The sequence below is a fragment of the Nocardia sp. BMG51109 genome (genome assembly GCF_000526215.1).
Classification (GTDB): Bacteria; Actinomycetota; Actinomycetes; order Mycobacteriales; family Mycobacteriaceae; genus Nocardia.
The window spans coordinates 1,883,800-1,897,947 of the sequence record NZ_JAFQ01000004.1; the positions used below are offsets into that span (position 1 = coordinate 1,883,800).

General features: G+C 67.0%; 15 protein-coding genes. 10 read left to right on the plus strand and 5 right to left on the minus strand.

All coding sequences use genetic code 11. From position 1 onward, the window contains the following. Nucleotides 1-78 precede the first annotated feature (78 nt). The 6 genes from D892_RS0109870 to D892_RS0109895 all read left to right on the plus strand — a co-directional run bounded on the left by D892_RS0109870 (nucleotide 79) and on the right by D892_RS0109895 (nucleotide 6,955). Entirely contained in the window at nucleotides 79-945 is an 867-nt protein-coding gene (locus D892_RS0109870; RefSeq protein WP_024801082.1) for an ABC transporter permease, read from the plus strand. Further along, nucleotides 942-1,721, plus strand: coding sequence for an ABC transporter ATP-binding protein (locus D892_RS0109875; protein ID WP_024801083.1), 780 nt, complete (start codon nucleotides 942-944; stop codon nucleotides 1,719-1,721). Before D892_RS0109870 ends, D892_RS0109875 begins: the two co-directional genes overlap by 4 nt. 28 nt (nucleotides 1,722-1,749) lie before the next feature. Continuing rightward, a complete protein-coding gene (locus D892_RS0109880) occupies nucleotides 1,750-4,443 on the plus strand; it encodes a fumarate reductase/succinate dehydrogenase flavoprotein subunit (RefSeq protein ID WP_024801084.1) in 2,694 nt (897 codons plus the stop codon). Between the two features lie 91 nt (nucleotides 4,444-4,534). Continuing rightward, complete coding sequence (locus D892_RS0109885; RefSeq protein WP_024801085.1) at nucleotides 4,535-5,485, plus strand: phosphotransferase; 951 nt, start codon at nucleotides 4,535-4,537, stop codon at nucleotides 5,483-5,485. A gap of 479 nt (nucleotides 5,486-5,964) precedes the next feature. Continuing rightward, complete coding sequence (locus D892_RS0109890; RefSeq protein WP_024801086.1) at nucleotides 5,965-6,552, plus strand: hypothetical protein; 588 nt, start codon at nucleotides 5,965-5,967, stop codon at nucleotides 6,550-6,552. 28 nt (nucleotides 6,553-6,580) lie between these two features. Then, complete coding sequence (locus D892_RS0109895) at nucleotides 6,581-6,955, plus strand: glyoxalase (protein WP_024801087.1); 375 nt, start codon at nucleotides 6,581-6,583, stop codon at nucleotides 6,953-6,955. A 42-nt stretch (nucleotides 6,956-6,997) separates the two neighbouring features. On the opposite strand, the gene D892_RS0109900 is transcribed toward D892_RS0109895, so the two are convergent. Beyond that, nucleotides 6,998-7,774: an HD domain-containing protein gene (locus tag D892_RS0109900; protein WP_024801088.1), complete on the minus strand. Its 777-nt coding sequence runs from the start codon at nucleotides 7,772-7,774 to the stop codon at nucleotides 6,998-7,000. A gap of 49 nt (nucleotides 7,775-7,823) precedes the next feature. Beyond that, nucleotides 7,824-8,138, minus strand: a complete 315-nt coding sequence (locus D892_RS0109910) for a nuclear transport factor 2 family protein (protein ID WP_024801089.1) — start codon at nucleotides 8,136-8,138, stop codon at nucleotides 7,824-7,826. 89 nt (nucleotides 8,139-8,227) lie between these two features. Between D892_RS0109910 and D892_RS0109915 the strand changes: the two genes are divergently transcribed. The 3 genes from D892_RS0109915 (at nucleotide 8,228) to D892_RS44995 (ending at nucleotide 10,185) form a co-directional block, all read left to right on the plus strand. Next, a complete protein-coding gene (locus tag D892_RS0109915) occupies nucleotides 8,228-8,887 on the plus strand; it encodes a helix-turn-helix domain-containing protein (RefSeq protein WP_024801090.1) in 660 nt (219 codons plus the stop codon). A gap of 351 nt (nucleotides 8,888-9,238) precedes the next feature. Continuing rightward, complete coding sequence (locus D892_RS0109920) at nucleotides 9,239-9,670, plus strand: hypothetical protein (protein ID WP_024801091.1); 432 nt, start codon at nucleotides 9,239-9,241, stop codon at nucleotides 9,668-9,670. Then, a complete protein-coding gene (locus tag D892_RS44995; RefSeq protein WP_084161004.1) occupies nucleotides 9,667-10,185 on the plus strand; it encodes a HEAT repeat domain-containing protein in 519 nt (172 codons plus the stop codon). The genes D892_RS0109920 and D892_RS44995 overlap by 4 nt, the downstream gene beginning before the upstream one ends. 53 nt (nucleotides 10,186-10,238) lie before the next feature. On the opposite strand, the gene D892_RS0109930 is transcribed toward D892_RS44995, so the two are convergent. Then, nucleotides 10,239-10,838: a DUF4291 domain-containing protein gene (locus D892_RS0109930; RefSeq protein ID WP_024801092.1), complete on the minus strand. Its 600-nt coding sequence runs from the start codon at nucleotides 10,836-10,838 to the stop codon at nucleotides 10,239-10,241. Between the two features lie 245 nt (nucleotides 10,839-11,083). Beyond that, a complete protein-coding gene (locus D892_RS0109935) occupies nucleotides 11,084-11,461 on the minus strand; it encodes a MerR family transcriptional regulator (RefSeq protein ID WP_024801093.1) in 378 nt (125 codons plus the stop codon). Nucleotides 11,462-11,574: 113 nt separating this feature from the next. Here D892_RS0109935 and D892_RS0109940 point away from each other — a divergent pair, with 113 nt between their 5' ends. Continuing rightward, nucleotides 11,575-12,648, plus strand: a complete 1,074-nt coding sequence (locus tag D892_RS0109940) for an alkene reductase (RefSeq protein WP_024801094.1) — start codon at nucleotides 11,575-11,577, stop codon at nucleotides 12,646-12,648. Nucleotides 12,649-12,733: 85 nt separating this feature from the next. Here D892_RS0109940 and D892_RS0109945 read toward each other — a convergent pair whose 3' ends face one another. Beyond that, nucleotides 12,734-13,867, minus strand: a complete 1,134-nt coding sequence (locus tag D892_RS0109945; RefSeq protein WP_024801095.1) for an LLM class flavin-dependent oxidoreductase — start codon at nucleotides 13,865-13,867, stop codon at nucleotides 12,734-12,736. Between the last annotated feature and the right edge of the window lie 281 nt (nucleotides 13,868-14,148).

Below are 14,148 nucleotides of genomic sequence, written 5' to 3' on the forward strand. Positions count from 1 at the left end.
TACCTGCCCGAACTCTCGACTCGCCCGGGAACCGGTCGCCATGGCATCGGGCGGAGACGTTCCGAGGAAGGCGCGCCCATGAGCACCGGGACGATTCAGGTCGATACCGCAACCACTCTCGCGGAAGAACGTGCGCCCGAAACGAGGCCGGTCGCCGGCGGGCCCGGGGTATGGCGGTCGCGGGCCGTCCGGGCGCTGTCGATCGTCATTGCCGTTGTCGTGTGGCAGCTGTTGACCGCCAACGACGTTCGGCTGTGGGTGCGGTTCGACACGCTGCCGACGGTGACCGAGATCCTGCGGGCGCTGGGGCGGCAGCTGGGCACCGGCACCTACTGGCTGGATCTGGCGCAGTCGTTGATCCGCATCCTCAGCGGCTTCGCGTCGGCCGCCGTGATCGGTGTGGGAAGTGGTGTGGCACTGGGTCGTTCGCGGGCGTTTTCCGACATCTTCGGGCCGCTGACCGAACTGGCCCGGCCGATTCCGGCGATCGCGATCGTGCCGGTGGCGATTCTGCTGTTCCCCACCGACGAGGCCGGGATCGTGTTCATCACCTTCCTGGCCGCCTACTTCCCGATCATGGTCAGCACCCGCCATGCCGTGCGCGCGCTGCCGACGATCTGGGAGGACTCGGTGCGCACCCAGGGTGGTGGCCGATGGGACGTGCTGGTTCGAGTGGTGTTGCCGGGCAGCCTGCCGGGGGTCTTCAGCGGGCTGTCGGTGGGCATCGGGGTGGCGTGGATCTGTGTGGTGTCGGCCGAGATGATCTCGGGCCGTCTGGGTGTCGGCTATCGGACCTGGCAGGCGTACACGATCGTGGACTATCCCGGGGTGTTCGTCGGCATCATCACCATCGGGGTGCTGGGATTCGTCACCTCGGCGATGGTGGAGCTGTTCGGCCGCCGAGTCACGCGCTGGCTGCCGCGAGCGGAGGAGACGGCGAAATGAGTACCGCGGTGGAGGACGAAAAAGACTCGGCTGCAACGAGTTTGGTACTCGATGGCGTCGAGCTGGGTTATTCCGGCGCGTCGGTCGTGCGGAATCTCACCCTGACGATCGGTCCGGGCGAGATCCTCGTCCTGACCGGGCCGTCCGGATGCGGCAAGTCGACGGTACTGCGGGCGCTGGCCGGGCTCCTTCCGCCCCGAGCGGGCCGGATGACGGCCGGCGACACCGAGATCACCGGCCCGTCCCGCGACCGGGCAATGGTGTTCCAGGACAACGCGCTACTGCCCTGGCGCACGGTGCGATCCAATATCGAACTGGCACTGAAGCTGCGCGGCGCACCGCGGGCCGGGCGCCGGGAACGGGCCGAGCGCTGGATCGACGAGGTGGGCCTCACCGGCTTCGGCGACTACCTGCCCAAGAGCCTGTCCGGCGGTATGCGCCAGCGGGTCCAACTGGCCCGCGGCCTGGCCGGGGAGCCGCGGGCGGTGCTGATGGACGAGCCGTTCGGCGCCCTCGACGCCCCGACCCGCGCCACCATGCAGCGGTTGCTGATCGACACCTGGCGGTCGCATCCGGTCACCGTCGTCTTCGTCACCCACGACGTGGACGAGGCGCTGCTGCTCGGCGACCGCGTCGCGGTGCTGGGCCGCGCCGCGCAACCGCTGCGCGCCCGCTTCGAGGTGCCGCATCCCCGCGACGATGTCGACAGGTCGACACTACGTACGGAAATCCTTGCCGCCCTGGATTATTCGGGCGATTTCACCGCGTCCGTGTAGTGACCCTTCTTCCCCGGAGCATGTGCCGATGAACATTCCCGACCTGTCCGAAACCGCCCGGCTCGACTGTGACGTCCTGGTGATCGGCGGCGGCACGGCGGGCACCATGGCCGCGCTGACCGCCGCCGAGAACGGGGCGAACGTACTGCTGCTGGAAAAGGCGCACGTGCGGCATTCCGGAGCCCTGGCGATGGGCATGGACGGTGTGAACAACGCCGTCGTCCCGGGTAAGGCGGTGCCCGAGGACTACGTCGCCGAGATCACCCGGGCCAACGACGGAATCGTCGACCAGCGCACCGTCTACCAGACCGCGACCCGCGGTTTCGCGATGGTGCAGCGGCTGGAGCGTTACGGGGTGAAGTTCGAGAAGGACGCCTACGGCGAGTACGCGGTGCGCCGGGTGCATCGCTCCGGCTCGTACGTGCTGCCGATGCCGGAGGGCAAGGACGTCAAGAAGGCGCTGTATCGCGTACTGCGGCAACGGAAGATGCGCGAACGCATCCGCATCGAGAATCGGCTGATGCCGGTTCGGGTTCTCACCCAGGACGGGCGCGCGGTCGGCGCCGCCGCATTGCACACGCGCACCGGTGAATTCGTCGCGATCGGCGCGAAGGCGGTGATCCTCGCGACCGGCGCGTGCGGGCGTCTGGGACTGCCGGCGTCCGGATATCTGTACGGCACGTACGAGAATCCGACGAATGCGGGCGACGGCTACGCGATGGCCTACCACGCGGGGGCGGAGCTGTCGGGCATCGAATGTTTCCAGATCAACCCGCTGATCAAGGATTACAACGGCCCGGCCTGCGCGTACGTGGCGAATCCGTTCGGCGGATACCAGGTCAACGCGCAGGGCGAACGCTTCGTGGACTCGGACTACTGGTCCGGCCAGATGATGTCGGAGGTCAAGCGGGAGATCGAATCCGCTCGGGGGCCCATCTATCTGAAGGTGACTCATCTGCCGCACGAGACGCTGTCGGCGCTCGAAGGCATCCTGCACACCACCGAGCGGCCCACCCGCGGCACCTTCCACGCCAATCGCGGGCACGATTACCGGACTCACGACGTGGAGATGCACATCTCCGAAATCGGCTTGTGCAGTGGGCATTCCGCATCGGGTGTGTGGGTGGACGAGCACGCCCGCACGACCGTCCCGGGGCTGTACGCGGCCGGTGATCTGGCATGCGTGCCGCACAACTACATGATCGGCGCGTTCGTATTCGGCGATCTGGCAGGCGAGCACGCGGCCGCCACGCTCGCCGATCTGGCCGCACCGCAGGATCTTCCGGTCGATCAGCTCGCGTCGGCGCACGAACTCGTGTACCGCCCGCTGCGCCACCCGGACGGCCCGCCGCAGCCGCAGGTGGAATACAAGCTGCGCCGATTCGTCAACGACTATGTGGCACCGCCGAAGACGGCGACGAAACTGTCGCTGGCGATCGAGACCTTCGAGCGCATGCGCGGCGAGATCGCCGAGATGGGCGCCACCACCCCGCACGAGCTGATGCGGTGCGCGGAGGTGAGTTTCATCCGGGACTGCGCGGAGATGGCGGCGCGCTCGTCGCTGACCCGCACCGAATCCCGTTGGGGTCTCTATCACGAGCGCGCCGACCTACCGCGGCGCGACGATGCGGAGTGGCGCTATCACCTGAATCTGCGCCGCGGCAGGAACGGCATGGAGTTCCTGAAGCGGCCGGTAGCACCGTATTTCGTGCCCGTCCCCGAGTTCGCCACGGTGCCGTCCACCGCCGCCGCGCCGGAACCGGTGTCGCAGCCCGACATCGTGACGGGCCCGCCGCGCGCCCAGGAGTCGGCGCCGCTCGTGGCCGGCCGCGGCGACGGCACGGCGGTGACCGAGTCTCAGGACGCCGCGGCGCCGCGGATCGCCGGTCTCCTGGCATTGGACGGCCCGAGCGCAACCGATCTGGATCCCTACCTGGACGACCCGGAACCGCGGGTGCGCGCCACCGCGCTGTCGGTGCTGACCGAGGAGACACCGGACGGCTTCGCCGACCGGTTGATCGGCGCCCTCGGCGATCCCGAGTCGACCGTGCGCGCCGCCGCCGTGTCCGGACTCCGCGAACTGGTCGAAATCCTGCCCACGGCAACCGGTCTGGCCGCACTCGCGGCGTCCGACGACCCGGTGGTGCGGGCGGCGGTGATCGAACTGCTGCGCACCTCGCGATCGGGCGACCGGGAGCTGTTCGGCAAGGCCATGGTCGACCCCGACCATCGCGTCCGCATCGAGGCGGTGTCGGCACTGGTATCCGTGAACGACTGGCCCGCGCTGACCGCGGCCGCGCACGACGAGAATCGCGAGGTCCGCATTGCCGCGGCCCGCGGCCTGGCCACCGTCGGCCGGGGCGGCCGGGCGACAGTGCGCACCCTCGCCGAGGACCACGACCCGCTCGTGCGTGCCGCGGCGTTGGCCGCGTTCGCGACGCTGGGAGCCGCCGACGATGCCGCCACTCTGTCTGCGGCCCTCAACGATTCCGCCTGGCAGGTACGCGAGGGCGCAGCCCGGGGCCATGCCGGCCTCGATCCGCAATACGCCGCGGAGGCCCTGCGCCCCGCCCTGGCCGACCCGCACCCGGATGTCCGCAAGGCCACCGTACTCACCCTCAGCACCTGGCCGGACGACGACCGCGCCCGCGAGACCCTGCAAGCGGCCCTGGCCGATTCGGACGCCGACGTCCGCGCCTACGCCCGCCACGCACTCGGGTAACACGCGAACGCCGCGCATTCGATCTCCTCGATCCGGCGCCTCGAACGATCGCCGGGACTGTCGATCGGCGGCGTGTGGCACCATAGCCGCCATGCCTGCGCCGATGACGTCCGAACAGCTTGCCGACCGCACGTCGCGTGCTTTCGATGCGGCCGTTGCCGCAGGGCGCGATCTAGGGCTGACCGTGACCGAGGCGACCGTGCTGCACGACGTGTTCTCCGTTGTCGTGCACCTCGCTCCGTCGCCCGTGGTGGTGCGGGTGCCGACCGTGTTGCCGGGCTATCTCGAACCGCGGGACCAGGCGGCGCGGCAGCAAGCGGAACTGGATGTGGTGGCATGGCTTGCGGAACGCGGGGATCCGGTGATTCCGCCCAGCCCGCTGGTGTCGCGAGAACCCGTGCAGCGCAATGGTTTTTCGATGACGTTCTGGCAGTTCGCCGAGCAGGACAGGGCCGAGCCCGACTATGTGGACAACTGCCGCCTGGTCGCCGATCTGCACGCCGTGCTGCGGGACTACCCGGGTGAGCTGCCGTTCCTGTCGGCGGCCGAACCGAGGATGGTCGACGAGGGCCTTGCCGCCTTGGCGGCGAACCCCGACCTGATCGACCCGGCCGATCTCGACCGCGCGCGGAACGAATGGGCGGTCCTGGCGCCGATCATCCGCTCGCGCAACGCATTCGAGGCTACGTTCCCGGGCATCGACCTCCAACCGATTCACGGCGACGCCCCCGCGGCGAATATCGTTGCCACGCCGACCGGTCCGCTGTACTCCGACTTCGAGCTGGTTTCGCTCGGACCGGTCGAATGGGATCTGGCGTTCTTCGGGCCCGAGGGCGAGGCGGCCTACAACTCGGGCGCACGGCTCCACGGCATGCGCGAGCTGGACGAACGCCTGCTCCGCTTCGTCAACGCCGTCGGCGCCGTCCGGACGGTGGCCTGCCTGGCGCTGGTCCCGCAGCTGCCCATGCTCGCGGAGGCGCTGAAACCGGCCATGGACCAGTGGCGAACGATGCCACCTATCTCGGACGATCTCGGCGGCTGACTCCGTTCGACGCGTCTTCCGGCCGCCGAATCCGACCCGGCCGGTGCACATCGACGAATCGGCCGCACCCACTGCCGCGAGCGCCGGGAGCCCGCGCACCTCCGGCGTCGCGATCCCCGCCCGACCCGCGCCATCGATCCGGACAGGATCGCCGCCGACAAGCTCCGGCCCGTGAACTGGACCAGGGACGGCCGGGCCCGCTGTCGATGTCGAGCGAGATTCACTCGGCATCACCGAAACCGGCTGGCAGCGAAAACGATCTGCGCGGCATGCGGCTCGAGGTCGTCCCGTGACGGGTCCGCTTCTCCGCCGAAAATGCGGCGTACCGCGCTGCCGAGAGTCGAGTTACCTGCCAGGTTCCACCGGTACGATGGGCGACGAGTTCGATCGGCCGAATCAAATCAAACAGCGGACGTTGGCGGCCTTGTTCCATCGTTTGCGGGAGCCGTCTTCCTACGCGCCGAGGAAGGACATCCGACGTGACCATCGGCCCGGCCCCGATCTACTACCCGAAAGACGCCTCGATTCGCGATCTCACCCACTGGATGCTGGAGCAGCACGAGGATTGGGGTGCGGCGCCGATGTTCTTCGGGCTGGCCGCCCATCCCAGCGGCGAACTCGCCGTCACGGCAGGCCCGCTGGAGAACGAGGAGACCGAGGAATCCGCAATGAACCCGGTGCACTTCCGGGCGGCGCAGATGAAGCACACCGGGATGCCGCTGTGGGGGTTCGGGCTCGTATTCGAGGGCTACTGCGAGGAATTCACGGCGGAGGAGACGGCGTCCGGCGAGATGCGCCGAATCATGCTCGAGGGCCGCATGCCCGAGCGCCCGACCGCCGAGGAGATGGCCAACGCGGTCATCTACGACGCCCGCGGCAACGAATGGGTCGCCCTCACCTACCGCTACCTCCCGGAGCGGGGCATCTCCGACTTGTTCACGCCCGCAGACGAATTCACCAAACCGCCGCTCGGCATGTCCGGCTACCTGTGGTCGGCGGCCATGCTCCTGGACCCGGCCAACCGCCCCCGAGTGCTGGAGATGGTCGCCGCCGACGAAGACGACTGAATCCGGCTCCCGGCATACCCTCGGAGACATGATCCATCACGTGCAGGTCAGTAGCCCGCCCGGCAGCGAGGGGCGCCAGCGGGCGTTCTATACCGGCATCCTCGGCTGGGCGGAATTGCCCAAACCGCCTGTGCTCGCCGCCCGAGGGGGCTGCTGGTTCCGGGTGCCGGGTAACGGCGGTCCCGACGGTGAACTGCACGTCGGCATCGAGGACGATTTCCGGCCCGCGCGCAAGGCGCATCCCGGATTCGTCGTCGACGTGGACGCGGTGGCCGCCGCACTCTCCGCCGCCGGGTACCCGGTCACCTGGGCCGATCCGGAGGAGATCCCCGGTCGGCGACGCTTCCACAGTCGTGACGGTGTCGGCAATCGACTGGAATTCCTTGCTCCGGAAAATAATTGACATCATGTTCGGGCGGCCGAACTGGCTGACGACAGCGCGGGCTCAAAACGTTTGCTGGTGTTCCCGTCCGGATCGGCCGACGACGGTATCGATCGGATTGTGAGTGATCAGGATTCGGATGCCCAGCTTCCAGAACACCCCCGCCCGGGAATGCGGCCGCTGCCCGGCCTCGCGCCGCAGCGCACGAACCAGCAGCGGGGCGAAACCGTCACGCGGATGCGCCCGCACGACCTCGGCGAGTGCGTCCGGGGGCAGATCGCGGTGACGGGTGCCGGCCACGTCGAGGTGGGCGGCGGCCTGTAGGAGATGGGCCACGATTCCGTCGTGCTGCGATACCCGCATGTCCAGGTGCCGGGCAATGGCGGTTCGGGCGGTGTCGGCGAAATCGGTGTCGGCGCCCCAGTCCAGCAGCCGCCGATGGGTCAGGTCCGCACCATGTACTGCGAAACACGCGACTCCCGAAGGCGGGCAATGGGCGTCGGTCAGGGCCACGTCGTGCAATAGGCAGGACACGTACAGCAGTTCCGGGTCGTAGTCGTGATTTCCGTACTGCGCGAACAGGTCTCCGAAGTACCAGCACCGCAGGCAGTGCCGCAGGAGCGGGCGATCGTAGACGGTGGTGGCCCATTCGCGAGCCCGCCGGGTGAGGCTGCTGTCCGGCGGGTCCACGAGCCGGAATGTCGATGTTGGGCGTGTCCTCTTGCCGCCCAAGACAGTTCGCGCGGTATCGGGTAGCGCGCGCAGCTGGCCGAGAACGGCTCGCCGAGCGAAGGCGAGCTCCTCCGACCGGCTCATCGGCGCGATACCGCCCCGGATCATCGGGATTCTCCTTCGGCGGTGCGGAGCGATAGCCGGTGCCACCCGAACGTCACGGCATTGCGGACGGACCGCTCGTCCACTCGTTCACCAGCGTTCGCTCATCCGCCGTGATCAGCCGCTTGGCCACGATCAGGTTGCGGGACCGCAGGAACCGGGCCATCAGTTGCCAGCGCCGGACGATCTCGTCGATACCGTTCGCGGACAGCACGACACCGTCGATGACGATCGTCCAGGCCGCGTCCGGCGCGAAGATGCTCCGCACCGCCTCGACATCCCTGCTGTTGGTGATGCGCTGCGCTGCTGCGACGAACTCCCGAGGATCCTGCGGCGTCCACCGTCTCGCCGGTTCGGCTCCGACAGTCATGATCCACCCCCTCAACATACTTCTAAATTGACAAGCTATAGCACCATATTTATTAAGTACAGAGTCGGATGTTGATAGGCTACGGCGCGATGACCAAGCGTTCCTACAACCAGTACTGCGCGATCGCGGCGGCACTCGATGTGCTCGGTGAGCGCTGGACGCTGCTGATCGTGCGGAATCTCCTGCTCGGCCCGCAGCGGTTCAGCGACCTGTTGAACGAGCTCCCCGGCATCGGAACCGGGCTGCTCACCGAGCGTTTGAAACACCTCGAACGGACCGGCGTCATCGCCAGAACCACGCTCCCGCCTCCGGCCGCGTCGACCGTCTACCAGCTCACACCCACCGGAGACGACCTGCGACCGATACTGATCGGGCTCGGCCGCTGGGGGATGGCACAGCTCGGCGACCCCGACGACCGGTACATCGCCCCGGATCTGCTGGCCCTCGGCCTCCAGGCCCGCTTCGACCCCACCCGCGCGTCCGGCGCCGACGGCACCTACGAACTACGCATCGACGACCGCGCCTACCGCGTCGACATCGACCAGGCCGACATCACCGTGCGCGCCACCAGCACCGAAAACCCACGCGCGACCATCGCCACCGACACCGCTACCCTGGTCGACCTCAACACCGGCACCCGCACCCTCGCCGACGCCCTCGCCCACGAATCCCTCACCATCGCAGGCGATCCCACCGCCCTCCCCGCCCTGGCCGGCGCATTCGCACTGGCCGATCCCGCCGCGACCTGAGTGGCGCGGAAGGTGGCCCGGACGGGATACTCACCCACGGTCGCGGGCGGTTCCACGACCTGAGCCCCCGTACCACGGGACGTGCCCTGATATTCCGAACCGGCGCCAGGCCCTCTTCCGGACAGGCTCGGGGTGCCCGTGCCGAACTGGACCGATGCTCGTCGGGAACCTTGACTGTTCGTCTCTCGCGAAATGCCGCCGAAGTTCCTGGTGATCGCTGGTCCGATCTGCTGCCCGCAACGTCCTCGGACGACAGATGAGGAGCGGGCACGGCCCATCACCCCGGCATCGATTCAGTATGCTGCGAGTGCGGTGTGCACGGCTTCTGACCAGGGAGGGGGCCTACCGAGCATGTCTGCTGACAATGGTGGTTCGGCCCGTTTGCGGTCGGAGGTTCGGGCGTTTTATGCGGGGGTCGGGCAGCCGGAGTTGCTGGTGGCGGCGTTGCGGGATGCGGTGTTGCTGGTGCCGGTGACCGAGGACGATCGGGTCTGCACCTACGTGGTGGGTGGGGTGCGGTGGATCGGCGGGTTCATCGGGGTCGGGGAGTTCCAACTTCGCCCAGGCACTCTTGACTCGCTTATCAATGTCGGCGTCCGGGATGTCTCGAACGTAACGTCGAGCATATATCCGGACATGCCTGTTGTGTCGAAAGGGTGGGCAGAAGAAAACGCCTTCTTCAAAGGTGAAGGTCCTGGGCATATCAACATCGGACTCGGAAGAGGAACAGCTCTGGATATTTTCAATGGAGGCATTCTCAACTTCAAGGAGATACCGCGATGACCCCGGAGGACAAGCGCATTATATTAGAACTCGTTCATGCGCCAGGAAAGCCGCCGTCGGCTACGCAGGAAGATATTCTTCAGCACTTCGGAACGAGAGACGGAAAGACTCTCGGCCTAAAGCTTCTCCGGAATGCCACGGAACGTCGCGATGCTGCAGATATCGAGTATGCCATGATTGTGTCCAGCGTGTTTGGATTCGATCTCGACCATCTCGATCTACTGCGCCAACTCTCCACATCAGATTGGCATTACAAACACGAAGATGTGGTATCAGCACTAGGGGAGCTAAAGACACCAGCGGCCGTAGATGCCCTGTACAACGCCACGCAGTGGATTCCAGAATATCTTGAGTTCGACGATAGCCGCGCCCTGGCCACGAAAGCAATATGGGCGCTCGGAGGAACACCAGGACCAGAGGCTGAGCAAGCGTTGAATCGACTGCTTGAATCGGACGATGAGATCTTGAGAGAAAGTTCCGAAAAGCAGCTCGAACGAAGGCGAAACAAGAAATGATCACTACGAATTTGTCGCCATTAATAGTCCGCTTTCCCGGGCACGCAGCAAGCCTATCCGCCGGATATACCCAGATGCGCAGCCAACTCTTTCGAGACCGGATACGGGTTCTCCTTCGGAAGGATTTCGTACGCTTTCTCGGTATCACCAGAAGTGACCAGCCCATCTATCTCGTGCGCCAGACCAGTAACGTCTTCGATGCCGACTATCCACTCGTCGCAGTAGCGGCGGACGGCCTCGCCCGACAGGCCTACCTGTAGGGAGCGGTGTGGTAGCGGGCTGAATTTGGTGTTACGTTCCGGGTCCCACTGAATGCGTACGGGTGCCGACAGGCTGGCCTTCCACTGGGCGTCGTCCGCATGTACGGCGGGGTCGAAATGTGCGAAGGCTGAATTCCACAAGGCCCACTCGAACCCTTCTCGGATGATCGATATTGCCAGGACATGTTCCTGGCCAGGCTTCTTGGCCCAACCGGAGCGGTACATCATCCAGAGGAACGAGGGTTTGATCCAGGTCATCCGCTCCCTCTTGAAGGCCGGAGGAAACTTTCCGTTCTTCGCCGCTGAAATCGCGATCTCGGCACGGTAGGCCTGGTAGACGGTGATCGCATCATCGTCGAAGTGGGCTCGGATCTGTCTGTAGGGAACGTCCATGGCGCTCATCGTCCCATCTCGCCTCGACGTACGATACTTCTTTTGCTCGAGTTCCGCCGAGAGCGGGCAATGTGTGGTGTATGGGCAAGCGCATCGTTCGAGTTCGCGAAAGAGGTGGCGACTCCCCGGTTACGCGACCTACCGTCATACAGGACATTCAGAGCTTCTGATCGACGGAGAAGAAATGCACCACACGTTCAACGTCGGGCAGACTGAGACGCCGGAATTCGTTGGCCGGTACCGGATCAGCCGACAGCCCGGCACCGAAAACCCTTTCGGTGTTCGCGGTTGGCGGTTATCAGGTCGTCCAGGGCGTTTCGGGTGTGGATGAGGTCGGTGATGTGGGTCGACAGGCGGTCTCGTTCCTGGGTCATTCGGTGTAGGGCGGCGTCGGAGTTTTCTTCGGAGGGGGAATCTACGCACGGGAGGAGTTCGGCGATGGTGCGGCTGGAGAGGCCGGCGGCGTAGAGGCGTTGGAGGAAGGCTACTCGGTCGATGTCGGCCGGGGTGTAGTGGCGTTGGCCGCTCGGGCTTCGGGTGCTGGTGAGTAGGCCCTGTTCCTCGTAGTAGCGCAGGGAGCGGACGCTTACTCCCGTGCGGGACGACAGTTCGCCGATGCGCATGGGACCTCCAGGTGTGAAGTGGGGCACAAAGCTTTGCCTCTGACATCCGTGTCAGGTTTTAGCGTAGCTCTCGTGCCCGAGTGCGGGCGCTTCGGATCACCAAGGAGCTTGACGTGGCAACACTTTTCGACAGCTATCGGCTCGGCGGCCTGACGGTGCCCAATCGGGTGGTGATGGCGCCGATGTCGCGGGTTCGGGCCGACGACGGAGGACTGGCGACGCCCTCGATGGCGACCTACTACGCGCAGCGGGCGACGGCCGGGCTGATCGTGACCGAGGGGGCGCAGCCGAGCCTCATCGGGCAGTCCAATCCGGGGACGCCGGGGCTGCATACCGAGGCGCAGGTCGTCGCCTGGAGGCAGGTGACCGAGGCCGTACATACCAACGGCGGGCGGCTGTTCGCGCAGATCATGCATGGTGGACGGGTTTCGCATCCCGAGACGACCGGGATGCAACCGGTCGGGCCGTCCGCGGTGCCGGCCGTCGGCGATGTGTTCACGCCGGCCGGGCCGAAGCCGGTGCCCGTGCCGCGCGCCTTGGATACCGAGGAGGTGCCCGAGCATGCGCGGTCGTATGCCGATGCCGCCCGCCGGGCCGTCGAGGCCGGCTTCGACGGCGTGGAGTTGCACGGGGCCAACGGCTACCTGATCTCCCAGTTCCTGTCCTCGAACGCCAATCTGCGCACCGACCGTTACGGCGGCTCGATCGCCAATCGGATCCGGTTCGCCGTCGAAGCCGTGACCGCGACCGTCGAGGCCGTCGGCGGGGCAAGGACCGGTATCCGCCTCTCCCCCGGCGGCGGGTTCTGGGGCGTGCGGGAAACCGACGCCGCCGAGTTGAATACCGCGCTCCTGGACGAGCTGGCCCGCCTCGACCTCGCCTACATCCACCTCGAGGCCACCACGGACGACGACGTGCTGCTGGGCCTGCGCAAGGCGTGGCCGGGCACGCTCGTCATGAACCCGGTATTTCCCATGGGCCCCAAGCAAACCGGGCACACCGACGCCGACCGATGGCTCGGGCTGGGCGCCGACCTCATCAGCTTCGGCCGCGCCTTCATCGCCAACCCCGACCTCGTCGAGCGGCTGCGCAACTCGCTACCGATCGCTCCGGTCGACGAGGCCACCTACTACCAGGGCAGTGACACCGGCTATCTCACCTATCCGGCCTATCAGTACACGGCCTGACGGCGGAACGCCGAGAGCCGCGACGACCACCAGAAGGCAGGCAACCCGGCGCCGGGTACCGGCCAGGGAAAGCGGGTACGACAGCTCACGCCGCGCGGACGTGCGACAACCCCCATTCCCGTGCCAGCAGGCGGTGGGAGGTCAGCCGGTCCTCGTGGCGGTGGGTCACCGAGGTGACAACCAATTCGTCTGCGCCCGTGAGCTGTTGGAGAGCGCTGAGGCGTTCGGCGACGGTGTCGGGGCCGCCGACGAACTGGGTGGTGATGCGGTCGTGGACCAGGCGCTGCTGTTGCTCGGTGAGGGGAACGGCGGTGTCCGGATCCTCGTATGCGGCCGCACCGGCGCCGCTGCGGATGCTGTACACCCAGTGGCCGTAGGTCGAGGCGAGATGGCGGGCGGTCGCATCGTCCTCGGCGACAACGACATCCGCCGACACCACCAGGTACGGAGCCGGGTACCGCTCCGACGGAACGAACGAACCCCGATAGGCCGCAACGGTTTCCAGGACGGTTCCCGGCGAGACATGGTAGTTCGCCGCGAACGGCAGGCCCAGTCGCCCGGCGAGCTGGGCGCTCTCCCCGCCGCTCGATCCGAACAACCACAGCTCGACATCGGCGCCCTCGCCCGGAACGGCATGCAGCGCAACGTCGTCCGCGGTCCGGTAGCTGCCGTCGAGCAGGGCGCGGATCTCCTCGACCTGCCCCGAGTAGTCGACGGATTCCGCGCCGGGGAACAGCAGCGCCTCGAACGAGGCCGCCAGCCGCGTGGTGTCGAGCTGCTGACCGGGCTTGAACGGCGGCGGGATCACCACGCCTTCCCGCACCTCGGTGGGGCGTTCGGGCGTCCGCACCGGCGGCACCCCGGCCGACCGCAGCTGGGCCACGCGTTGTGCCGAACGCCCGAGCCCGAGATCCAACCGGCCCGGATACAGCGCATCGATCGTGCCGAACGACTCCACCACCGAGGCCGGGGTGTGATGCCCCAATTGCACTGCGGCCGAGCCCACCCGGATCGTCTCGGTGGCCGCCGCGACCAGTGCGATGAGCGTCGACGTGGCGGAACTCGCCACCTGCACGAAGTGATGTTCGGCCAGCCAGTAGCGCCGATATCCCCAGCCCTCCACATGCCGCGCGAGGTCGATACTGTTGCGAATCGCCTGCTGCGCGGTCGATCCCGCGCTGACGGGCGACAGGTCCAGCACCGAGAGTGGAACGCTCATCGCAGCGCCTCCGCGCATCGAACCGGCACGGCCGGGCAGCCCCGCGCCCGGACCGGATGCCCGGCCCGCCGAGCACACCGATGGGTTTCGAAGCCTGCGGCGGGTATGCACATGGAAATCGAGATCCTCCATCGATCCTGGCGGTGGCATCGGCACTCGCGGCGCGCGAGCCCACCTGTAACGAGGACGGCCCGGGCAACGGTGCCTGCGATGCGCCCGGTGTCGACAACTGGCTGCCGCGGTCCCGGTTCCCGCGACCGTTCCGGACGGGCGTAATCGAC